Genomic DNA, 22,958 nt, shown 5'->3' with positions numbered 1-22,958 from the left:
AATCGGCGCTAAAATCAAGTGAAAAGCGCAAACTTGCGCGCAGATGGGGGAAACTCGCGCGCAAAATGACTCACCTAGCACCGCGCTACCCCTCCCATCCAACCCCCAACAGCGCAAATCAGACAAATCTTAAGTTCATTCTATATAGATCGCCCAGTGTTTGGAGAAAGCAGACGTATTGAGGCGATCTAGATCTTTACGGGTGCGATCTAGATCGCCGATCTCCTAAACAATTCCAAAATCGAGCAACCATCGGCACCAACGGTGCCGAAACGAAACCGCTTTTTCCTCGGCATGCTTCATGTAGACAGGTCGTGGGCTCTTCAGCTAGAAATGGGGTGTGATCTATATAAGTTGAACGAAAGATATTCACTGAACCCTATGTTCGAGATTGGCCTTTACGGGTAACACGAAGAACGTTTGCCTAAGGGTAACAAGATGTGACCGGTGGCCATCATTTGGCGCAAGAGTGTTAGGACCTGTCACTTATGTGACAATCCAGCCTTCAAACCGGGCACTCTCGGCCCTCAACGGTCACATATATCGCGATTTGTGACCGTTGACTCCGTTTATGTGCGCATCCACGTTTAAAATGGTGATTTTTCTTTCTCAATTGTCACTTAAATGAATATATGGGGCATTTGGACTTCTTTCCACACCGTGACCAGTAGACCAGATCGTAAACCGTGTTGCTCTTATGCTCTGGAGTGACTAGAAGACACGGTGGCGCTTTTCGACCATCGATGTCAGCCAAATCATCTGGGCTACAAGAACTCGCCTCTGCAACGTTTCATTCTCTATGATTCCTCTAGCTGTAACAATTTAAGAAATATATCGTCAGTTTATAGTAACAAAGAAGGAGGATGTGCTATGATGAAAGTTGCAAAGCTACTACCTTTGACACTTATTGTCACGATTTTAATAGTGGGTTGTGGCACAGAAGAAGATGAAGAAGTGGAAACTGCCGAGTTACCCACCGAAATGCCTGATGATTTTAACTTTTCTCTCACCTATGGCTACGCAGGGGCGAACGGTATAGATACGTATGAAGAGACGGTTACGAAAGATTTGATTCCTAATGGCGATGTGACCATTGATTTATCGCTCACTGAGTCGGAAATGGAAGAAATTTATGACCGAATGGTCGAAGTGAATCTTTTAGAGACGGCTGAATATGTGAGTGACGTCCAATGCGTAAACCCTCACGGTCAGAATCATGTTGCAATGACGATTAACGGTGAACGAATTGAACGTGAGTGGATCTCCGCTGAATGTGACGGAAATGACGAACAGTTGAGCGAGTGGCTGAGTTTTATACATTTTGAAGTGATTGAACCGAAAGAAGAATACCAAGCTTTACCGGATCCAGAAGGTGGATATGATTAATCACTACTGCCTTTTGAGCGGTTGAGGAGAGTTGTGTGTTATGGCCGAACATAAAAGAAAGAATCACATTCCTTTTCGATTAAATATTTTGTTTGTGGGTGTGTTTATTCTTTTCTCGATCTTAATTTTACGATTAGGGTACATTCAGATCGTCCAAGGGGATTCATACGAGCGGATGCTCACGAACGAAGAAGAGCAGACAGCGAATGTGGAAGCGCCGCGTGGGATTATGTATGACCGCAACAATTACGTGCTCGTTGATAACGACTTGCAGCTGGCGCTCACGTATACGAATACCCCCAACAATGACCGCGAGCGTTATGAAATCGCGCACGATCTCGTGGAATTTTTGGAGATAGAGGAAGACGACATCGAGTCAGTCAACCCTCGGGAATGGAAAGATTATTTTCTGTATACAGCGTCCATTGAACCGACCGGTGACGATGATGAAGCGGGCCCGTTGCGTGACTATGTCGCCAACATCGTAAGTGACGACGAGGCGAGCGAGCTTGAGGATGATGAAATTTACCAGTTGCAACTCGACCGTCTGGATGACGAAGAAATTATGAACAGTTATAGTGAGAGCGAACAACAAGCCGTCGTCATCTGGGCAGAGATGCTTAGCGGCTACAATCATTCGCCAAACCGCATTGCTACCGGATTAGGCGAAGAAGATGCGCACCGACTGGCAGAGATGTTGCATCATATGCCAGGTACCGATCTGATGCGGGATGCGGAGCGGATCTACCTTATGGCGAACAGTTCACCGAATTTTTCGGCAGCATCGGTTCCATTCCGTCGGAACTTATTAGTGGGTATGTTGGGCGGGGGTACGAACGTAGTGATCAAGTCGGCGTTTCGTATCTTGAGGATAAATACGAGGAAGTGCTTCGGGGCGAGAAGGCAGTCGTGAGGACGCAACCAGACGGGAGCGTGATCACAGATGAAGGACGCCGCGGGAATGATTTAAGACTTACGATTGATATGCGCTTGCAGCAAGACGTCACAGATCTTGTTAGCGATGTGCTTCATAGTTATGGCGGGCACGTATTCCCAGACGGTCGTGACGCTTACGTCGTCATGATTGAACCGTCAACCGGTGATATTCTCTCCCTAGTTGGTATAACGGGAATTTAGGTACGGTTAATAATACGTATGAAGTCGGGTCCTCCATTAAGGCCGCGACAGTTCTTGCTGGTTATAGCTACGGCGTTATAGGTCATGGTTCAGTTATTCAAGATGCGACAATTAGCTTAGATAATACGCCGGATATTAGTTCGTGGACAAACATGGGGTATATTAACGATTTGGATGCGATTCGTCGGTCTTCGAACGTTTACATGGCAGAAATTTCAATGCGTTTAGCTGAAGTGAATCGTTCGACGAACCAATGGCCGAGACTTGGGGAAGCGCATAATGACTTGCGTCAACATTATGCTCAGTTTGGGTTAGGAACCGAAACTGGCATTGATCTTCCTCGGGAATCTTCAGGTTTGATTGGCACTAGCAATTCCGGTAATCTCTTGTATTTAAGCTTCGGGCAGTACGATACCTACACCCCTCTACAACTCGGGCAATTCAGTGCCACGATGGCAAATGGCGGAGAACGGATGCGCACGCGCCTCGTTCGCGATGTGCTTGAACCGAGTATGGAGAACGGAACAGCAGGGAGTAGCATCCGTCACTATGCGCCAGAAGTCATGAACACGGTAAGCAATACGAATGCAGATTTTCAGAGAATGCAAGAAGGAATGCGGCAAGTCGTTGCTGTTTCCGGACAAACCGGTGGTACTGCCTATGATGACTTTAACGGCAGCAATAGCACCGATTATTCTTTAGCTGCGAAAACAGGTACCGCTCAAACAACGGTGAACGGTATGGAGTTAAACAACCAAACGATGGTGGCATACGCCCCGTACGATAATCCAGAAATCGCGGTCGCCGTCATCGTGCCGAGTGTCGCTTTAGATGACCATGGCAACAACTCAGGCATTGCCAATACGATGGCGAGAGAAGCGATGAATCTTTTTTTTTGAGCAACAAGAAAATCATGAAGCCCCGGAACTTGCCGCTGAGGAAGATCAAGTACAAGATCCAGAAGAGGTTGCTGAAGGGGACAGCTAGATGATTTTGCACACGGAAGTAAGAGGAGATGGCGAACCTGTTGTGTTTCTTCATACGGCGTTTCAAACCGGCGTCCACGATTTTGAACACGTAGCGTTCGATTTACAAGCCGATTTCAAGGTCATTTTGTCGGATTTAAGAGCCCACGGAAAATCAGTTACAGAAGATGTGGAAGATTACTATGCGAAGTGTGCAGATGATCTAAACGAGACGCTTGAACACTTAGGAGTCGAGTCCGCTCATATCATCGGATACTCCCTTGGTGGAATGATCGGTATCTTTTTTGCTAAACAACATCACTCTCGCGTACGTTCGTTAACCTTTTCAGGTGTTATGCCAGAAGTACCGGACAACTGGGACGAGCTGTCGAAAGCGGAAGCGGACGAAATTACTGCAGTGATGAATAGCCGTGAATCAGCCGCACAACTGGACGAGATTCATGGCCAAGGTTGGCGCGCCCTCGCTCACTTCTTCCTACAACCTAATTGGTACCCGTTTGAAGCGATCGGAGATTTGCGGAGTATTCAAGCGCCGATGTTGTTTATGGTCGGTGAGTCGCAACCCCATGAAACGCTAGGGGTGCAACGCTATCCTGCAATGAACGATGGCGTCCGTGTCGCAGTTATTCCCTTTGCCGGACACCACGTCCAAAGCGAACAACCGGAGCTTTATGCGAAGATATTACGGCTCTTCATAAAGAATATTTCGTGACAGACGAGCAGGTAAACACCCACTTCTGCTCTTTTTTGTGTGTCGTTTCGTTGTAACATAATTCCAACATTATGAGCCTCTAAGCATTTTTGCTCAAAAGTATTATGGTACATTTTTCTTGTTTTCCCCTGTATTGGTTGTCGGTGAATGGTGACGTTGCTACGATAAGAGCGTAACTTTTGGAGGAGGCGATTGATATGATTAAAGGGAAAAAGTTCGCAATACTCACACCTGTAATCGCTTTATCAGCCACGCTCGTGGCATGTAGCGATGATGATGTTGAGTCAGAGGTCGATGAACCTACGGATGAGAACGTGGAAGAGGATACAGATTCTGAAGACACGACGACGCTATCGATTTTAGGTACGACAGATATCCATGCACACCTTATGCCTTACGACTATATGAATGATGAAGAAGATCAAACGATCGGACTGTCGAAAGTACATACACTCGTAGAAGAAGCGAGAGAAGAATTTGAACATACGATGCTTATTGATAATGGCGATACGATTCAAGGAAGCATACTTGGTGACATGCCAGCACAAATTGAACCGTTAGAAGAAGATGAGACGCATATTATCATGGATGCAATGAATGAAATGAACTACGATGCAGCGGCGTTAGGAAATCATGAATTTAATTTCGGGTTGGATTTCCTCGATGAAACGATTGCTGACGCGGATTTCCCGTGGTTATCTGCAAACGTCGTTGAACCTGGCACCGAAGACCCTGTGTATGAACCGTATACGATTGTCGAAAAAGACATTGACGGTGAGGCCATTTCGGTAGGGTTCATTGGACTCGTGCCTCCGCAAATTATGAACTGGGATGCCGCTCACTTAGAAGGTGAAGTCGAGACACTGGAAATTGCCGATGCCGCCCAAACATTTGTGCCAGAAATGAAGGATGAAGGTGCTGACCTGATCATTGCCATTGCGCATACAGGCATTGATGATAGTGATAATCCAAGTGAGAATGCAGCGATTCCTTTGAGCGAAATTGACGGGATCGACGGCATGTTGCTCGGCCATCAACATAACCATTTTCCTAGTGAAGATTATGAGGGAGTCGAAGCGGTTGATATAGATGCCGGAACAATTAATGACGTACCTACGGTCATGCCTGGATCTTGGGGCAGTCATCTCGGGTTTCTAAACTTTGATGTAACGATGGAAGATGGCGAGTGGACAATTGCGTCTGCTGAATCAGAAATCCGGAGCACAGAAGACGCACCCTCACATGAAGGCATGGAAGAACTCGTGCAAGATGCACACGAGGCAACGGTTAATTACGTAAATAGCCCGGTTGGTGAAATTACGAGCGATATCAATACGTACTTTTCACGAGTGAAGGACAATGAAGTTGTGCAACTCATTAACGATGCGCAACTGGACTATATGGAGCAGCTGCAAGCGAGTGGAGAGCTAGACGATGACTTGCCACTCTTGTCGGCTGCCGCACCATTCCGTGCCGGGCGAGGTGGGGATTTCACACAAGTTGATGCAGGTGAAGTGGCCATTCGCGACATGAATGATGTGTACGTATTTCCGAATACGTTACACGTAGTGGAAGTCGACGGTGACCAACTGAAGAATTGGCTTGAGTATTCCGCCTTAAATTTCAACCAAATTGATTCGGACGAAGACGCTGACCAAGAACTCGTTAACCAAGACTTTGCGAGTTATAACTTTGACGTAATTGAAAATGTCACTTATGAAGTTGATGTTACGAATGATGAAGGGGAACGCGTATTGAACGTAGAATATGATGGTGAGCCCGTTGAGAGTGACGATCGCTTTTATGTAGCAACGAACAATTACCGCGCTGGCGGGGAAGATCATCTTGATGCAGATGTCGAAACCGTTCTCGAAACCACCGATGAGAATAGACAAATTATTATTGATTACATCATTGCTCATGAAGGGCCTCTTGATGTTGAAGCAAGCGAGAACTGGCAACTCGCTCCGATTGAATCTGCAGGGGATATCATTTTTGATAGTGCTGCAGATGCGGGTGACTACAGTGATGGGTACGATCGAATTGAGCTATATGAAGAAACCGATGAGGGAACGCGATTTACATTTGAATAGTGAAGAACCGCCGATCACTCTATAAAGTGATTGGCGGTTTCTTTTTGGCTTAGCGTTTGGCGATCGCCTCGCCAACAACTTTACCAGTAAACAAGCACCCGCCGAGAAACGTTCCTTCTAGCGCGCGATACCCGTGCAATCCCCCGCCTCCAAAGCCAGCCGCTTCGCCAGCAGCATACAATCCCGAAACCGAGTCACCGTCTTCGTGAAGCACTTGTCCATGAAGATTCGTTTGCAGCCCACCTAACGTTTTACGGCTGACAATATGAAGTTTAATGGCAATAAGCGGGCCATTGTCACGGTCTAACATCTTATGAGGCTTCGCGACGCGGATAAGACGATCTCCTGTAAATGTGCGTGCGTTGCGAATGGCAGCAATTTGCGCATCTTTTGTAAATGTATGATCCATCTCTCGGTCTCTAGCCGCCATCTGTTCACGGATGTGTTCAGCTGATAATACTGGACCTTCGCTCAACGTATTCATCTTGTCTACGAGTTCCCGGACTGTTGTGGCAACAAGAAAGTCTTCACCGTGATCGACAAACGCTTGAACTGCCTCAGGTGCACCGGGAAGCACACGCTTTAGCACTTTCTTGATGCTCTTCCCTGTTAAATCGGGATTCTGTTCAGACCCAGAAAGGGTGAATTCTCGTTCAATCACCTTTTGTGTAAGGATAAACCAAGAATAATCATAGCCGGTGTTCGTAATCGCTTTGAGCGTAGATAACGTATCAAACCCAGGCATATTCGGAGGCTGGAACCGACAACCGGTAGCATCAAACCACATCGAAGACGGGCCAGGTAATATGCGGATGCCGTGCTGTTTCCAGATCGGGTACCAATTTCGAATGCCCTCAGTGTAATGCCACATACGGTCGCGGTTGACGACCCGTCCCCCAGCACGTTCAGCAATACCAAGCATTCGACCATCCACATGGGCAGGCACACCAGCAATCATCTTTCTCGGTGCCCGGCCTAGCCACTCTGGCCAGTTTTTTCGAATCAAATCAAAGTTAGCCCCGATCCCTCCGCTCGCCACAACGACGGCCGCGGCCCGGTAGTCAAAATCCCCTACTCGTTCTCGAGACGTTTCTCTTCCCCGAGCGACGGATGAAGGAACGAGCTCCGACCCGCGAACGCCAACGACTTGACGATTCTCTACGATAAGCTCGTCCACTTGGTGACGGGGGAAGTACTCAATCTGGTTATTTCGTTCATATTTATGAAGTTTCTTAATAAAAGGTTCGAGAACGCCTGGACCCGTTCCCCACGTAATATGAAAGCGGGGAACGGAGTTGCCGTGCCCATTGGCGTTACTGCCCCCTCGCTCGGCCCAGCCGACGACGGGGAAGAAGCGGATGCCGAGAGAGTGAAGCCATTCTCTCTTTTCGGTTGCCGCCCACTGCACATAGCTTTCGCCCACTTCGTGCTCCACGCATCTTCATCTTCTCGGTCAAACCCTGCTGTCCCTTGCCAATCTTGCCATGCGAGTGACAAAGAGTCTTGTACGCCAAGTCTACGCTGTTCGGGTGTATCCACGAGAAAAAGCCCGCCAAACGACCAGTAGGCCTGTCCGCCAAGTGAACTTCTCGGTTCTTGATCGAGTAGCAGGACACGCTTATTTCTATCCGCCATTTCCGTTGCCGCAACGAGGCCGGCAAAGCCGGCGCCGATGACGATGGCGTCGAAATGATTTGTCATTGAAATCTCTCCTTTTATAGAAAATACTACAAAAGTATAAGATTTCCTTTTATATTATGGACTTACTTAATAGCTATTGAGTGAGTCCCATCAATCGCGGAATTAAAAGTGTCGTGTCTTCCCAATACGTAATCACTAGTAAGATCAATATGCCAACAATTAGGAATGGAACCATTGCGACAACGAGGCGTTCGAATTTAATATTAGCGATCGATGACACAATGAACAATCCTGTTCCTACGGGTGGGGTTAACAGTCCGATTGTTAAGTTCACACAAATAATGACCCCAAAATGAATTGGGTCCACCTCATATACTGCAAGTAGTGGCATGAAGACGGGTACGAGTATAATTAGTGCTGCAATCCCATCAATAATCGCTCCTAGTAAGAGGAGTAATGCATTTACTAGCAGGAGGAACAAGAGGGTGTTTTCTGATATGGACAACATTGTATTTGTAATCGATTGTGGGATTTGCTCAAAAGTGAGCATCCATCCAAAGGCACCAGCCATCGCGATGAGAAACGTGACAGTCGCCGTACTTGTCACTGTATTAGAAAATACGGCCGGTAATTTACGAAAGGTTAACTCTTTATAGAAGAATTTACCGATAAAAAATGCGATCACACATGCAATGGCTGCGGATTCTGTAGGGGTAAACCAGCCACTCAGAATACCGACTAGGATAATTACCGGGATACTAAGTGCTGGAATTACAGAGTAAGCGCTATTAAGTATTTGCTTAATGGTGGCACGTTCGTTTTTTGGGAAGTTGTACTTATAACCCATAAAAGCAATGAGCAAAACAAAACCTAGACCGTACATTAAACCTGGGATGATTCCAGCCATGAAAAGCGCCCCAATAGACGTTCCGGATTGGGTTCCGTATATGATGAATATCATGCTTGGTGGTAACATCGGTGCAATGATTGATCCAGACAACGTCAAAGCCGAAGAGAAGTCACGACTATACTTCTTTCTCCATTTCAGGGACTAGTGTTTTACTCATCATGGCAGCTTGTGCATTTGCAGACCCAAGTATGGATGCAAGGAACATGTTTGAGAGAATTGCGACATAGGCTAGCCCTCCGCGCACATGTCCTAATAGTACACGTGCAAACCGAACGAGTCTGGAAGTAATGCCTCCACCGTTCATGAGCTCACCAGCTAACATAAACAAAGGGATCGCTAACAATCCGTAATTCTCCAAGTTTGAAAACAGTTGCATAGGAGTGGAATCTAGAAGGGCCGTATTTCCAACGGTAAAGAAATAGATGACTGTGATCATTCCAAGTACTAAAGAAATTGGAATGCCCATTAACATTAACAGAAAGAAAATGATGATTAACAAAACAGTCATTCAGCATCCTCCTTCTTAAATAGTTGTACTAAATTGTTGATGATGTGGACGGTTGCAAAGGTTAGTCCAACGGGTACGGCACTGTATGGGATCCACATTGGAATTTGTGTAGAATTGGCTACCTGATTGGCTACGCTCGGTGAAAAAACCCAAATGTAACTGTAATAGAGAATGATACAAAGAAACGTAAGTATAAGAATATGCCCTGTGATAAGTACGGCATTTTTCATTCCTTTTGGTAAAAGGTCGATGAGAAAGGTGACAGAAGCTTGGGACTTGTACTTTAACCCCAAGCTTCCTCCTACAAAACTCATCCATATCATTAAATAGATGGATGCTTCCCCTGCCCATGAAAGAGGTGCATGGATAAAATATCGAAACAACACTGCTAAAGCAACGATTATCGCCATTGAAGAAATTAAGAATATTCCAATTCCTTTCTCGATTCTCGCTATCACATCGCTAACGAACGCCATGCTAAACCCTCCTAATTTTTATCTGAAAGCCGTGATGAAATCTTCAATGAGAGAGTCGATAGCTGAATACTCTTCATCAAACTCGGCGATCTCAGATTCGAATGGCGTTTGATCGATATCATAAACATCCATTCCCTCTCCACGAAGTTGTTCTTTAAACTCTTCTTCTTGTTCATATCTCGTTTCTGCTGAGAAATCAGCAGCCTCATCTAGTGCATCTATGACGATTTGTTGGTCTTCATCAGACAACCCGTCGAATAAGGCGTCATTCATGACTGCAACGGCTGGCCACACCATATGATTTGTAACGGCTGCATAGTCAACGACTTCATAGAAGTTATTTGTAATGGTTGCATCAAGATCCATATCCATTCCATCGATGACACCTGTTTGAGCCGCTGAATACACTTCAGGTAAAGGGATTCCTTCTGTAGATGCACCGAGTGAATTATAAAATTGAAGCATTGGAGGACTGGGGGTGACGCGTAAAGTCAACCCAGACATATCATCTGGTCCCTCGATTTTCACATCTCGACTAAGCATCATACGTTGACCAGCAAACAAATAATCAAGACCGATCATATTACTCGAATCTAACGTATTAAGGATGGCACTTGCTTCGTTAGATTCTCTTGCCTCGTTCGCTTCCAAGATCGTGTCAAATAAATAAGGGGCAAACCATGCACTGAACGCCTCTTCTCTGGAACTCATTTCTGCTGCTGTAATGAAACCGAAATCTATCGATCCTGATTCAATTTGTTGTAGCATGTCAGCTTCTGTACCTAGTTGACCTGCTGGGTATATTTCCAATCCAAACCTGCCGTCAGAACGCTCAGCAAGTATGTCACCAAAATGGACGGCAGCTTGATGCCACATATGAGATTCTGGTGTCGTATGAGTTAATCTAAATACTTGTTCAGCATCACCAGCGATGACAGTTTCTTCTCCTTCGGTTTCACTCTCGCCATTTGAACCTCCTTCAACTTCAGTGTCAGCGTCATTACATGCGGACAATAAAAGCACGAATCCGATAAAACAAGATATTGAATACCAAGATTTTGAGTTTCTCATGGTCACCTTCACTCCCTGTTAATAAATGGATTAAGCTACATTCAAAAATTGGTCTGCTCGTCATGTACATGCAATGATAATGTGTCTAAGTTTGAGAATGATGCGGTCAGACAATCACCTGCCTGGACATTAACGGCTTCTGTAATTGCTCCAGAAAGTACAATCATGCCTGGTTGAATTGAGAGATCAAACTGATTGAGCATTCGGGTCAATTCAATAATGGCGTTAACTGGATTGCCGAGAACAGCTTGTCCAAATCCTGTTTGCACTTCAGTGCCGTTCAATGAAACAGAGACTTGCACAGCAGACCAATTCGTATCGGTCGCTTTAAAGCGTTTTGATCCTAGCATGTACTTCGTAGATGAAGCATTATCAGCGATGACGTCTGTCAATGTAAAAGAAAAATTCTTATATCGACTATCAATCACTTCTAACGCTAGAGAGATTTCTGCAGTAGCGTCCCAAACATCGGCTGCTGTTATATTCTTTCCCTTTAATTCTTTGTTAATGTGAAAAGCAAACTCGGGCTCAACTTTTGGGTGAATTAAATCTTTGGTGGCCAATGTAGCATTAGAAAGGGTCATTCCATCAGTAAGACGACCGTATATCGGCTCTTCAACATTCACCGATTTTTGTTTGGCAACACTTGTTAATCCCATCTTCCAGCCAACCATTTTGTCTCCTTGATCTTCATATCGTTGAATGGTTTTCTTTTGAATACGATACGCATCTTCTACGGTTAAGTTTGGATACGTTAAGGTGAGCTTTTGCATTTCTTTTCCGTGGCGCTGGTGATATTCAACAGTCTGTGCTAATTGAGTTAGATTCAATTTCAGTCTGCCTCCAATGTTTACTTGTTTGAAAGGCTATTCTTCAAAGTGGGTATAAACTTTTCCGAGCTTGCCGAAGTCTGCTTCAAACCGATCGCCAGGACGTGCATTTACTGCCTCAGATAAAGCTCCTGAAAGGATGATCTCGCCAGCTTTAAGTCCGGTACCATGTGCACTCATACGTTCAGCTAACCAAGCAACGCAACTCGCTGGGTTTCCAAGAACGTCTGAACCTGTACCTTTGCTGACCAGAGTACCGTTTTTACGAACTTGTAGAGTGATTTCAGGTAAGGAAATTGATGATGGGTCAAACAAGTTGTCTCCCAAAAGGAAAAGCCCAGAAGACGCATTGTCAGCAATCGTGTCTGCTAGTTTAATCTTCCATTCAGCGATGCGACTATCGACAATCTCGATAGCTGGGATGATGAATTGTGTAGCATTCATCACATCATCAACGGTAATCTTAGAACCATAAAGATCGTCTTGGAGAAGAAAAGCTATTTCCCCTTCTACTTTCGGTTGCATCACTTTGATTGTTTGAATAGAAGTCCCATTGAACAGTTTCATAGATTTAAGTAAGTGACCATAATCAGGTTCGTTAATACCAAAAAGCGATTGCATCGCTTTGGACGTCAATCCAATTTTCTTTCCGACAACCGTGTCCCCAGCTCTTACTTTTGCCTCAATCGTTTCTAACTGCACGTGATATGCTTCTTTCACGGAGAGGTCGGGAGAAATTTCTGTAAGAGGCGAAGCACCTACTCTCTTCGCCTCAGCTTCACATAAAATGTGAGAAAATGATTTCAATGCTTGTACCTCCAAGGGTTACATTTTTATCGTTATATTTGATAATTCACTATAAAATTCAAAGCTATGAGAACCGCCTTCGCGACCCACTCCACTTTGTTTCATACCACCAAAAGGTGTGCGCAAGTCTCGTAAATACCATGTATTTACCCAGATGATACCTGCATCAATGCTTTGGGCAACGCGATGAGCCTTCGTAAATCATTCGTCCAAATCGTCGCTCCTAATCCATAGTGAGTATAGTTTGCTTGAGCAATTACGGCTTCTTCTGTTGAAAAGGGGAGGACAGTCACGATCGGTCCGAATATTTCTTCATTTACACACCGGCTTGTTTGTGATAAACCTGTAACAATTGTCGGCTCAATAAAATATCCTGTTTTTAAATAATCCGGTCTTTTGCCACCGGTTTCAATTGTTCCTCCTTCTTCTTTAGCGAGGTCAATATAGCGCATTACTTTCTGATAATGTTCTTGACTGACGATGGCACCAACGAAAGAATCTTCCTCAAGAGGGTTGCCGACTTTCAGTTGTTTCGTTGCGGCTATGAATTTCTGTAGAAATAAATCATAAGCACTTTCTTCGACATAAATGCGTGAACCACACAAACAAACTTCCCCTTGATTAATAAAGCTTGACTTTACCGTTGTTTCAATGACTTCGTCTATGTCTGAATCAGCGAAAATAATATTTGGATTTTTCCCACCGAGTTCAAAAGATACCTTTTTTAGTGTTGGTGCAGCGGCTTTCATAATTGCCGTTCCAGTACTCGTTTCGCCTGTGAAAGTTACGGCGTCGATATGTGGGTGTTCAGCAATTGCTGAACCGGCAGAGTCGGTTCCGAATCCGTGAACAAGATTAACGACCCCTGGAGGAACGCCCGCATCTACACAAATTTGTGCAAGTACAGTCGCTGTCATAGGCGTCCATTCAGCTGGTTTCATGACTGCAGTATTTCCTGCTGCTAAACAAGGCGCAAGCTTCCAAGTGAGCAGGAGAAGCGGTAAGTTCCAAGGGTTAATCATGCCGACCACACCGACAGGTTTTCGAATGGAGTAATGAAGAGCAACATGATCTTGCTGGTAAGATTCTGTACCGAGAGATGTTAAATAATCTGAGAAGAAATAGAAATTGTGAGCAGCTCTTGAAATGTCCATCTCTAGAGCAAGTGCGTAAGGCTTTCCGGTATCCATTGATTCCAGCATGGCAAGCTCTTCTTTACGCTCTAATATTAAATCTCCAATTTTTCTTAGGATGTCGGATCTTTGGCGTGTTGTTAAAGCTTTCCATTCGCCATTTAGAGCTTTTCTTGCTGCTTTCACCGCGAGGTCTACTTCTTCTTTACCTCCATGGGCAACTTGTCCAATGGTTTGTTCTGTTGCAGGGTTTATATTGTCAAATGTGTTTGCTGATTCGACATACTGACCATCGATAAAATGTAGGCAGTCGATCGTTTTATTCGTAAGTGGCGCTATCTGATTGGTTGGCATAAGCGAATCCTTTCCGTCCTTTAATCGTTAATTTCAACAATCATTTCAATTTCAATCGCGGTATTATTCGGTAGTTGTACCATTCCGACTGCCGAACGAGCATGCTTCCCGCACTCACCAAATACATCAACGAGGAGGTCAGAAGCGCCATTCATAACAATTGGTTGGTCTGTAAACTCGCTAGTGCTATTCACAAAACCTAGTATTTTAACGACTCTTTTGACGCGACTCAATTCACCTAACTCATACTTCAATACATTCAATAAGTTAATCATCGATTGACGCGCGGCATTATAGCCATCTTCTAATGTGAGATCATCGCCGAGCTTGCCGTGATACTGGTCCACCCCTTGACCAGAAGTGAAGATTAAATTACCGGATTTCACGTGGCTAACGTAGTTGCCAGCAGCAGGTCGGATGTTTGATAGGTGGATGCCTAATGCTTCTAAATTTTCTTCAGGTGTTTTAGACGTTGAATCCATCAATGACTGATCTCCTTTATGTTTAAAAATTCCAAAGCATTCCGACCAAGAAGTCGTTTTCTAGCACTATCTTGCAGACCAGATAAGGAATCAATTCCTTTACCAGGTGGAGATTCTTGCAGCAAAAATGGATAATCACTTCCCATCATGATCTTGTCGATGCCAAAGCGGTCTATGAGAAATTGTAGATTGAGTGGGTCGTAATTTAATGCATCGAAATAGAGACTGCTTGTATAGTGACTGGGCGGGTGTTCGGTGATTCTAAGATCTGGCCAAACGTTCCAGCTTGATCCAATCTTGGTAAAATAAATGGGAACGAACCGCCTCCGTGTGAGAAGCAAATTTTTAAGTTTGGATATTTTTCAATAACGCCACTCCAAATGAGGCTTGCAGCGGCTAGTGCCGTTTCACTAGGCATTCCAATGGTGTACATGAAGTTATGTCTTGGGGTTCGGTCTTTTGCTAACGTCTCCCATGGATGGATGAACAGGGGAACTCCCCATTCAGCCGCTTTTTCAAAAAAAGGAAGCAAGCGAGCAGAATCTAAATTTTCTCCATTCACATTTGTCCCAATTTCAATGCCGTGTAAATTTAGTTCATTCACGCAACGGTTCATTTCATGAATGGCGATTTCAGTGTCTTGTAAAGGGACTGTGCCAAGGCCGAAGAATTTTTGTGGATACGCTCGAACGGTCTCGGCGATGAAATCATTTTGGATTTTGGACATTTCAAGCGCTTCTTCTACAGGTGCCCAGTATGAGAAGGTGACAGGTATTGGGGAGAGGACTTGCATATCTACCCCCGCATTATTCATATCATTGATGCGTCTTTCTGGGTCCCAAGCTTGATCAGAAATTTCTCTAAATACTTTTCCGGAAACCATGATGTCTGCGCCGCAAGAGCACTTCTGACTCATGACCGGCCACCGATTCTGACCAAATTTAGAAGAGAAATCTGGCAAGTTCTGAGGGATGATATGTGTATGGAAATCGATTCTCATGGTTTCCACACATCTGCTTCTCGCGCCATCCTATGCCCGCATTGATCACACTTGCGTAACTCCTCACTTGCATTAAAGGAATCAATTGCTTCTTTCACTTGGGTGCCGATGTCTTCAAGCTGAATGGTTACTTTATGCATTTCATGGTTGCATTCTGGACAGAACCAGACGAAGTTCTCTAGCTCACCCTCATCTCGCTTTCTTTCAAGTACAATTCCGTATGTGTCTGCAATGCGGTGAGGAGAATGTGGCACGTTAGCTGGAAGCATAAACATTTCGCCTTCTTTCACTTCTACAACTTCACGCTCACCTTCATTATTAATGCATTCCACATAACAACTTCCTTTTATTTGATAAAAAAATTCATCTGAAGGATCGACATGAAAGTCGCGGCGTTTATTAGGTCCACCAAGCAACATCGCAATAAATTCAGAGTCCTCCCAGAGTACTTTATTGTTTACAGGTGGTTGGAGAAGGTGTTTATTTTCCTCAATCACTTTTTCGATATTGAATGCTCTGCTTTGTAATGTCATTTGTACAACATCCTTTCGCAATTTTTATAATCAGAGAGACAGAACACTCGCGACTTCAGTCGTGAGATGAATGGCTCTCGGTTTTGAATTACCAGACGTTTCAATCTATTCATGGTATACTGAACATAAGAATATACGTTCCCAGAATGGAGGTTCGCCATGTTGACGTACAAAGGCATCCAGTTTCGGTTGTACCCCAATCTAAAGCAACAAGAACAAATTGCTCAGACAATTGGCTGTTGCCGGTTCGTCTACAACCATTTCCGTGCCTCCTGGGAGCACACCTACACCGAAACAGGTAAAGGTCTTTCCTATATGGCGTGCGCGAATGCGTTGCCATTGCTAAAGGTCGATTTTCCATTTTTAAAGGACGTGGACAGTACCAGTTTGCAAAAATCGGTGCGGTCGCTTGCCGACGCCTACCAACGATACTACGCAAAGCTAGGCAAGTACCCACGGTTTAAAAGTAAGCGAAATCCTGTGCAATCGTACACGACGGCCATCCAAGGAAAAGCCCAGATCCCGACAAACACGGTCACGAACACCCGAATCAAGCTCCCGAAACTCGGCTTGGTGAAGGTTCGTGGGGGTCGTGCCATTCAGGGACGAATCGTCAGTGCCACGATCACTCGCAAAGCGAGCGGTCGTTATATCGTATCGCTTAAGATCGAAGCCGATGTACAGCCCCTGCCGTCCACAGGGCAATCGGTGGGTGTTGACCTTGGGATCACCGACTTCGCCATTCTTTCGAGCGGTAAAAAATGAACAATCACCGCTTCACAAAGGCGATGCGACAAAAGCTCGCTCGAGAGCAACGAAAGTTGTCACGTCGAGCCGAAGGAGCTAAACGCCGCGGTACTCCGTTACACATGGCGAAAAATTATCAAAAGCAAAAACGTGTTGTCGCTCGCCTCCATGAAAAAGTGGCCAACCAACGGAAGGACTTTTTGCATAAGCTATCCACCGATCTCATCAAAAACCACGATGCGATCGTGGTGGAAGACCTTCATGCGAAAGGGATGCTTCGCAACCGTAAGCTGGCTTCGGTCATAAGTGATGTCTCCTGGTCGATGTTTGTGACACAGCTCACGTACAAGGCTGACTGGTATGGGAAACAACTCATTAAGGTTGACCGGTGGTTCCCATCTTCCCAGCTCTGCTCGAGCTGCGGGCACCACGACGGAAAGAAAGGATTACACGTTCGTGAGTGGTCCTGCTCAGCCTGCCATACCCCTCACGATCGCGACATCAACGCAGCTGTGAACATCCTCCAAGAGGGACTCAGAACCGCAGGAGCTGCGGGGATCGCCTAGCCATGAACGAAACCCGCTTCCCAGCATCAACGATGCTCGGTCAAGGTTTGTGCTTCTAGGAATCTCGGTACTTTAGTGCCGAGTAGTTCAAAAGTGTTCAATATAACCAAGATCTTTAGAGATAAGTTTTGCGGTTCTCACTACGTCTTGAATACATTCTTTTCGGTTGATTCTACCCATATATTCAAGGGATCCAACGAGATTAAGTGCGGCGACAATATTTCCTGAGTAAGATAAGATCGGCGCAGCAATTCCGTAAGTTGTCGTATCATTTTCGTTGTCGCTTACTGCATACCCATTTTTTCTTATGACTTCGAGATCTCGTTTCAAATCAAACGTGCTTGTAATTGTATTTTGAGATTCACGTACAAGTCCTTTTGCTACCGTTTGTTGAACAAAAGAAGGGTTGTAAGCGAGCAATACCTTGCCCGTACTCGTGCAGTAGGCAGGCTTCTTAGAACCGATAAATGTTGGAATTGTGATGGCATGCTTAGAAGATGTCTTTAAAACAAACCTCACTTCACCTTGATCGAACATCCCGACATGGACGACGCAATGATACTTACGAATTAATTCATCTACGATCGGCAACGTCTCATTAAAGTCATGTTGATACATCACATTGTTACTCCACTCTAAAAGCTTCCAACCGAGGCGATACATCTTCTTACGATCTTGAATGAGTATGCCTTCCTTACATAAACTACTCACAAGATGATGCGATGAACTAGGATGCATGTCCAATTTCTCTGCGATGTCCAGGTTTCGCAATGCAGGAGTTTCATTAGTGAAGCAGTTCAATATTTTAGATATCTTGCTCACGGATGCCAACACGAAGAACCACCACTTTCATCAGATGTCTGTTAATGGGTGATGCCGTTTTGTTGTTGGTGAATTTTCTCTGCAGCATCGAGTGCTTGATCAACCATGTCAAAGGAGTGTTTACGTTTATAATTGTTGTAAAAAATGGCCCGTTTACGGATGGGGTCTCCAGTGTAGTAGCGTTCATATTGAAGTAATCTCTGACCAAATGCCTCACCGCATAAATCCCACGCTAGCTTGAATAGCTTCACTCGTTCATAGGAACTAACCCCTTCTCGACCCATATAATATTGATCTAAGTTTTGTCGAACTTCACTATGGTCAAAGTCGGCACCCGTGGGTGACATGAGCAAGCCGCCAGCGCCAATGATTTGAATCAGTTCAATGGCACGTGGATACATGAGCGGCATGTATCCGCGAATGGTTTCTAATGGATCGGCAGCTGGCCGAACTTCGCCACTATCCATTGTGACGTGTTCATATTCAGCTACTCTGAGCAACGCCCGAATCACTTCAACACTCTGCACAAGTTCTCCAAGGTCTTTTTGTACATTTAGATAATGATCAACACCGATCGAGTCAGCTACTCTTGCGGCTGTTTCTACCGCAAATTGTAGTTTGACGAGTCCTCTTACACCAGATTGATGAGAGGGTTGTTCGATTATTCCGGTGCTCGGATATAAGCGGTTGCCAGCTTCAACGTTATTTCGAAGAAAGACACGATCCCACGGAACGAGCACATCATTGAAAATGAGAAGCGCGTCTGATTCCTCAAATCGAGAAGCGAGCGGGTGATCGATGAGTGATCGTTTACCATCTTGCATAGGTTCTCGACACATTAACCTTAATCCCGGTGTATCAATGGGTAAGGCAAAAGCTAGCGCGTATTTTTCATCTCCTGGAGCGAAACCGGGAAAAGAATAGATGATTACTTCATCGGTAATCGGAGCTAAAGTTGCAAGCATCTTTGCCCCGCGTACAATAATGCCTTCATCCGTTTCCCTCACTTCTCCGAGGTGAGTAAATTCATCATCTTGTTCTTGGGAATTTTTGGCTCGGTTATTCTGCGGGTTAATAATTGCATGAGTTAAAAATAAGTCATGGTCTCGAACATACTTATAATAGTTTTCGATGTTCTTAGCCCAGTCAGAATTATACTGTTCAAAGAAAGAAGAATTGCTAGCCATAGACGTGAGAACGACATTCAAAAAGTCAGGAGATCTTCCCATAAGACCGAATGTAGCACGGGCATACACTTCAAATGTTTTACTCCGAGCCATCAAGTCCTCATACGATTTCGGCACAAGAAAAGCATTATTTGTCCTTTCGCCAGTCTCCTCACATATGTGTGTAATGTCGGATTGATGAATGGGGTCATGCTGCAAGTCGTAAAGGCTTGCAATTTCATGTATTGGTTGTTTGAAAACAGGGTGGTGGTAAACATCACGTATTCTTTCACCATTGAGCCAGACGTCTGGCTCTCTACTTTTAACACCATCAATATACGATTCGCCCGTTCTAATTCCCATGAGTGACCTCCTGTTCGCCTATATAGTTTTCAACTTCAATGGAATTAAGAAATTTACCTTGAAAAAACATTAAACCGTCTCCATTTGTGTATTCGTATTGTTCTACTTTCCCGAGATAGAGGACATGGTCTCCAGCATCAAAGCTTTCCCACGGTGTACATTCAAGTGTGGCGAGGGATCCTTCTAACTTCGGCCCAATATCGGTCTGTGACCAATCAATTTGCAAGCCTTGCTGTTGTTTGCCTGCAAATTGCCAAGCAATTGCTTCTTGCCCAGTCGATAGGATGTTAACAATAAAGGGAGTGTTTTCTAATGCTTGAATCGCTTTTGTCCCTTTATCTATAGAAACTAGAATTAATGGAGGGTCGAGAGATACAGATGTAAAAGAATTCACAGTAATCCCAGAACGATCCTCTTTTGCCCCCCATGTGACGACCGTAACACCAGTTGTAAAGCGTCCATAGCAGTTTCGTAAATCACGCGCGTCCATTCGTTAATCGTCACCTCCTTATGAAAATTCAAGTAAAATATACTGAATATTTAATCTTAAGACAACGCTTACATTTCATATATTGAAATATGCGTAAATATTTTTTGGGGAACATGGGTCAATATTATAAATGGTTATGTTTTAAAGTAAATCGATGATAGATATCGTTAAAAGCATAAGTCGTATTTACGTTTCTAAATGTCGTTGAAAAAACACGGTGACGATTGCAGAAGAAGGCTGATCGCCTATAGAAAAATAATGCGTGAGAAGAATTAGTTGGTTTGAAGAATTTTTAAAGGGCAATAAAAGGGGATGAATGGATTGTCTCGTCGTGGAAGTTGATTTGTAACAGATATCGTTAGCCGTGCACTATTAATTCTAAAGGTGGGAATTTGCAAAAGGTATGTAGTGCATCTAAACAAACAAAAAAGTAAGACTGCCCTCGCAGCCTTACTACTCGATCTCATATTGGCCTTTTAGGCGCTCGATTTTCTCGACGGTTTTCTCGTAAACAACCGGGTCTCTCTTCTTAATGCTCGCCATTGCATAGAGAAAGGCGACTTCTTTTACATCATCGGGAAGTTTTCTGTATTCGGCAATAAATTCAGAAATGGTTTTCATTGGTCACCTCTCAGTTTTATCTCTACTTATTATAACGTGATTGGATGTCGTTTTGTTTCAGTAAAATGGAAATTTGTTAGAAAAAGTTGCATCCGCAAGAGGGAAAAAATACCTATGAAGCGAATAGAATAGCTATGGGAGGTGATCATTTGCGCTCGGGTTACGGTCTGTTTTCTTTGCTCGTTCCTGCGCCGTTTTTGTTTCATTATTTGGAGTATCACCAAATCACTGGGTTTGCGGCACTTAGCATCGGTGTCGTTTTGGCGATCCTCATTGGTGGTGTGCTTGCCGCCCAGGTTGACGTGAAAGATTTGCTGAAGGTGGTCGTTCTCGTCACCGCTGTTTCCGTCGTGTTAGGGGCGTTTTTCATCCCGAATGATACTGGTTGGTTTATACCGTTAGAACGGAATACCGTCTTGATTGGGTCTTCACTTTTGTATATGGCTGCTCAGTCGGTTGTCCGTTTGCTCATAATAAAGTTATTATAGGAAGAATCACCCATCATGCATTGCGTTACATAACATCATGAAATACTATTACACTAAGGAGACACGTAGAAAAGGGTGATGTGCATGGTTGCATCGGTATGGCTCATTATCATAATTGCTTTTGCAGTGGCGGGGTGGCATTACGTAACCTCTCGTCGGCAAGATGTCATTGATGTTCGAAAATATAAAAGTTATGTTCATGGCAATGCCACGCTCACAGGCAAGAATGTTCATTTCTTTGTGATTGCTGGACACCGGCATCGCCAGTACTGTGAAATAACCGGAGGTCGGCTACTTATTCACGACCCGCACAACAAGATCGAGCTATTCATTAACGAGAAAGAGGTGACCCGAAGCGGGGTTACTTGTGGGCAGCAGTATGTTGGAACGATGATCATTAATGAGCATCTACAATTCACCTATAAAGTGGGGGCATTCTCGCGCTACAGAAGAGTAGTGCAGCAAGAACTTCCGCGAGCAAACGACTTAGTCGATCTCGTATCGTTCGCACTTGAAACGATCATGGCGAACAATACAATGAGGAAAAAGAACATGCTCATCGGTGCGGCAATGCCAACGAGCGAAGCTGAATTTCTTCATACGGCAACGACGTTTCAACACTACAAAGCTGAAGCAGGGCGGATGCTCACGGAAAAAGTCGGCAACCGATTTGGGCGTCACGTCGATGAATATCTACAAATATTTGAGTTTGAATCAACCGATCAGGTGAGTGCCGACGAGTTAAGAAGACGCTACCGGATCATGGCAAAAAGGTACCATCCCGACTCTCCAACAGGAGATGTACATAAGTTTAAACGGGTGAAGGAAGCGTACGAGCATATTAAGAAGGAACATGTTGCCGTTTGAAGAGAATGATAAAAATAAACATAGGTCGGAAAGACCTACGTTTATTTTTATTTAACTTAACTAAAGAAAATTGAGCCGCTCATATAAATAAATTGTTGTAATGATTGAGGTGTGCCTAAGTTTGACCAACCACCTACAATTGCCATCACAGTACCTGCCTGTATGGGGACACTCAGGTTTTGGGTAGAGCCATTAAGGATTGTGGAAACAGGGTTTGTTGAGCCACCTGAAAATCCTATTGTAGAATAGGTAATGCTTTCTGGAATAAGCGTAAAATTGAATGTTCCAGGTGTTGCAATAGCGAGTGCAACATACGGTCTGAAATCGCTTCCGGTTACCGGGGTAAAGGCCGCAAAATTATTAAAAACGGCTCCCACACCAGTAACTAAAACATCTTGAGGGAACGTAATGAAAAACTGGTAATTATCTGATGCAAAAGGCACAGTGAACGTGCTTCCATCTGTTAGGTTCAAATTGTTGCTCGTTCTGCCAAAGGATAATAAGTTAATGCTAGATGAGGCGCCTGATGAGTCTGTACTTGGTAAAGCGGTACCGCGCCCAGCACCTCCTGCAGAAGCGAAGATAGTACTAAATCTTGAAGTTGCCGCCTCACCCGTCACACCTGTGTTGCCCTGAGGCCCGGTACTGCCTGTGACTCCCGTAACGCCCTGAGGCCCAGTGTTGCCTGAGGCTCCCGTAACGCCTTGAGGCCCGGTACTGCCTGTGACTCCCGTAACGCCCTGAGGTCCAGTATTGCCCGTGGCACCCG

Annotated in this window: 17 protein-coding genes and 7 pseudogenes; 9 read left to right on the top strand and 15 right to left on the bottom strand. The window is 44.7% G+C overall.

From position 1 onward, the window contains the following. Positions 1-870: 870 nt before the first annotated feature. From JCM19039_RS20375 to JCM19039_RS20360, 6 genes and pseudogenes are all read left to right on the top strand, one after another. Positions 871-1,386, top strand: a complete 516-nt coding sequence (locus tag JCM19039_RS20375; protein WP_052399005.1) for a hypothetical protein — start codon at positions 871-873, stop codon at positions 1,384-1,386. A gap of 40 nt (positions 1,387-1,426) precedes the next feature. Then, positions 1,427-2,259: pseudogene (locus JCM19039_RS22770) on the top strand (penicillin-binding protein 2); the annotation flags it as partial. A 36-nt stretch (positions 2,260-2,295) separates the two neighbouring features. Next, positions 2,296-2,523 (top strand): hypothetical protein, encoded by a 228-nt coding sequence (locus JCM19039_RS24695; protein WP_052399003.1) that lies wholly within the window; start codon positions 2,296-2,298, stop codon positions 2,521-2,523. 35 nt (positions 2,524-2,558) lie between these two features. Continuing rightward, positions 2,559-3,422 carry a penicillin-binding transpeptidase domain-containing protein gene (locus tag JCM19039_RS22760; RefSeq protein WP_238545166.1) on the top strand — a complete coding sequence of 288 codons (864 nt, stop codon included), beginning with the start codon at positions 2,559-2,561 and terminating at the stop codon, positions 3,420-3,422. 88 nt (positions 3,423-3,510) lie between these two features. Next, positions 3,511-4,221, top strand: a complete 711-nt coding sequence (locus tag JCM19039_RS20365; RefSeq protein WP_042430792.1) for an alpha/beta fold hydrolase — start codon at positions 3,511-3,513, stop codon at positions 4,219-4,221. Between the two features lie 197 nt (positions 4,222-4,418). After that, the gene (locus JCM19039_RS20360; protein ID WP_042430791.1) at positions 4,419-6,314 is read left to right on the top strand and encodes a bifunctional 2',3'-cyclic-nucleotide 2'-phosphodiesterase/3'-nucleotidase; all 1,896 of its coding nucleotides are present in this window, start codon (positions 4,419-4,421) and stop codon (positions 6,312-6,314) included. Positions 6,315-6,363: 49 nt separating this feature from the next. On the opposite strand, the pseudogene JCM19039_RS20355 reads toward JCM19039_RS20360, so the two are convergent. From JCM19039_RS20355 to JCM19039_RS20310, 10 genes and pseudogenes are all read right to left on the bottom strand, one after another. Next, positions 6,364-7,949 (bottom strand): annotated as a pseudogene (locus tag JCM19039_RS20355) (FAD-binding dehydrogenase). Positions 7,950-8,088: 139 nt separating this feature from the next. Then, positions 8,089-9,301: pseudogene (locus JCM19039_RS20350) on the bottom strand (TRAP transporter large permease). A 68-nt stretch (positions 9,302-9,369) separates the two neighbouring features. Further along, positions 9,370-9,849 (bottom strand): TRAP transporter small permease, encoded by a 480-nt coding sequence (locus JCM19039_RS20345; protein ID WP_042430790.1) that lies wholly within the window; start codon positions 9,847-9,849, stop codon positions 9,370-9,372. Between the two features lie 18 nt (positions 9,850-9,867). Further along, the gene (locus JCM19039_RS20340; RefSeq protein WP_042430789.1) at positions 9,868-10,920 is read right to left on the bottom strand and encodes a TRAP transporter substrate-binding protein; all 1,053 of its coding nucleotides are present in this window, start codon (positions 10,918-10,920) and stop codon (positions 9,868-9,870) included. Positions 10,921-10,961: 41 nt separating this feature from the next. Then, positions 10,962-11,750 carry a 2-keto-4-pentenoate hydratase gene (locus JCM19039_RS20335; protein WP_052399001.1) on the bottom strand — a complete coding sequence of 263 codons (789 nt, stop codon included), beginning with the start codon at positions 11,748-11,750 and terminating at the stop codon, positions 10,962-10,964. Positions 11,751-11,786: 36 nt separating this feature from the next. After that, positions 11,787-12,557 (bottom strand): 2-keto-4-pentenoate hydratase, encoded by a 771-nt coding sequence (locus JCM19039_RS20330; protein ID WP_238545165.1) that lies wholly within the window; start codon positions 12,555-12,557, stop codon positions 11,787-11,789. A gap of 18 nt (positions 12,558-12,575) precedes the next feature. Continuing rightward, positions 12,576-14,044 (bottom strand): annotated as a pseudogene (locus JCM19039_RS20325) (aldehyde dehydrogenase). Positions 14,045-14,064: 20 nt separating this feature from the next. Further along, positions 14,065-14,526 carry a RidA family protein gene (locus JCM19039_RS20320; RefSeq protein WP_042403688.1) on the bottom strand — a complete coding sequence of 154 codons (462 nt, stop codon included), beginning with the start codon at positions 14,524-14,526 and terminating at the stop codon, positions 14,065-14,067. Continuing rightward, positions 14,526-15,526 (bottom strand): annotated as a pseudogene (locus JCM19039_RS20315) (amidohydrolase family protein). The gene JCM19039_RS20320 and the pseudogene JCM19039_RS20315 overlap by 1 nt, the downstream one beginning before the upstream one ends. Beyond that, entirely contained in the window at positions 15,523-16,059 is a 537-nt protein-coding gene (locus JCM19039_RS20310) for a 3-hydroxyanthranilate 3,4-dioxygenase (protein WP_042430784.1), read from the bottom strand. The pseudogene JCM19039_RS20315 and the gene JCM19039_RS20310 overlap by 4 nt, the downstream one beginning before the upstream one ends. A 159-nt stretch (positions 16,060-16,218) precedes the next feature. Here JCM19039_RS20310 and tnpB point away from each other — a divergent pair. Then, positions 16,219-17,372 (top strand): annotated as a pseudogene (gene tnpB, locus JCM19039_RS20305) (IS200/IS605 family element RNA-guided endonuclease TnpB). A gap of 87 nt (positions 17,373-17,459) precedes the next feature. On the opposite strand, the gene JCM19039_RS20300 reads toward tnpB, so the two are convergent. The 4 genes from JCM19039_RS20300 to JCM19039_RS24690 form a co-directional block, all read right to left on the bottom strand. Beyond that, a complete protein-coding gene (locus tag JCM19039_RS20300; protein ID WP_042430781.1) occupies positions 17,460-18,206 on the bottom strand; it encodes an IclR family transcriptional regulator in 747 nt (248 codons plus the stop codon). A 29-nt stretch (positions 18,207-18,235) separates the two neighbouring features. Further along, entirely contained in the window at positions 18,236-19,723 is a 1,488-nt protein-coding gene (locus JCM19039_RS20295; protein ID WP_042430771.1) for a 4-hydroxyphenylacetate 3-hydroxylase family protein, read from the bottom strand. Further along, a complete protein-coding gene (locus JCM19039_RS20290; RefSeq protein WP_042430768.1) occupies positions 19,713-20,213 on the bottom strand; it encodes a flavin reductase family protein in 501 nt (166 codons plus the stop codon). Before JCM19039_RS20290 ends, JCM19039_RS20295 begins: the two co-directional genes overlap by 11 nt. 453 nt (positions 20,214-20,666) lie before the next feature. Beyond that, positions 20,667-20,834 carry a hypothetical protein gene (locus JCM19039_RS24690; RefSeq protein ID WP_193744317.1) on the bottom strand — a complete coding sequence of 56 codons (168 nt, stop codon included), beginning with the start codon at positions 20,832-20,834 and terminating at the stop codon, positions 20,667-20,669. A gap of 149 nt (positions 20,835-20,983) precedes the next feature. Between JCM19039_RS24690 and JCM19039_RS20285 the strand changes: the two genes are divergently transcribed. Next, on the top strand, positions 20,984-21,322 hold the full coding sequence (locus JCM19039_RS20285; RefSeq protein ID WP_152550302.1) for a hypothetical protein: 339 nt from the start codon (positions 20,984-20,986) through the stop codon (positions 21,320-21,322). Between the two features lie 84 nt (positions 21,323-21,406). Further along, entirely contained in the window at positions 21,407-22,189 is a 783-nt protein-coding gene (locus JCM19039_RS20280; RefSeq protein WP_042430764.1) for a J domain-containing protein, read from the top strand. Positions 22,190-22,245: 56 nt separating this feature from the next. Here the strand turns inward: JCM19039_RS20280 and JCM19039_RS24685 are convergent. Continuing rightward, positions 22,246-22,958: pseudogene (locus JCM19039_RS24685) on the bottom strand (collagen-like protein); the annotation flags it as partial.

Origin of the sequence: Geomicrobium sp. JCM 19039, assembly GCF_000698145.1 — a bacterium.
Taxonomy (GTDB): domain Bacteria; phylum Bacillota; class Bacilli; order Bacillales; family Marinococcaceae; genus Geomicrobium_A.
This window is presented reverse-complemented; position numbering and strand designations above follow the sequence as displayed.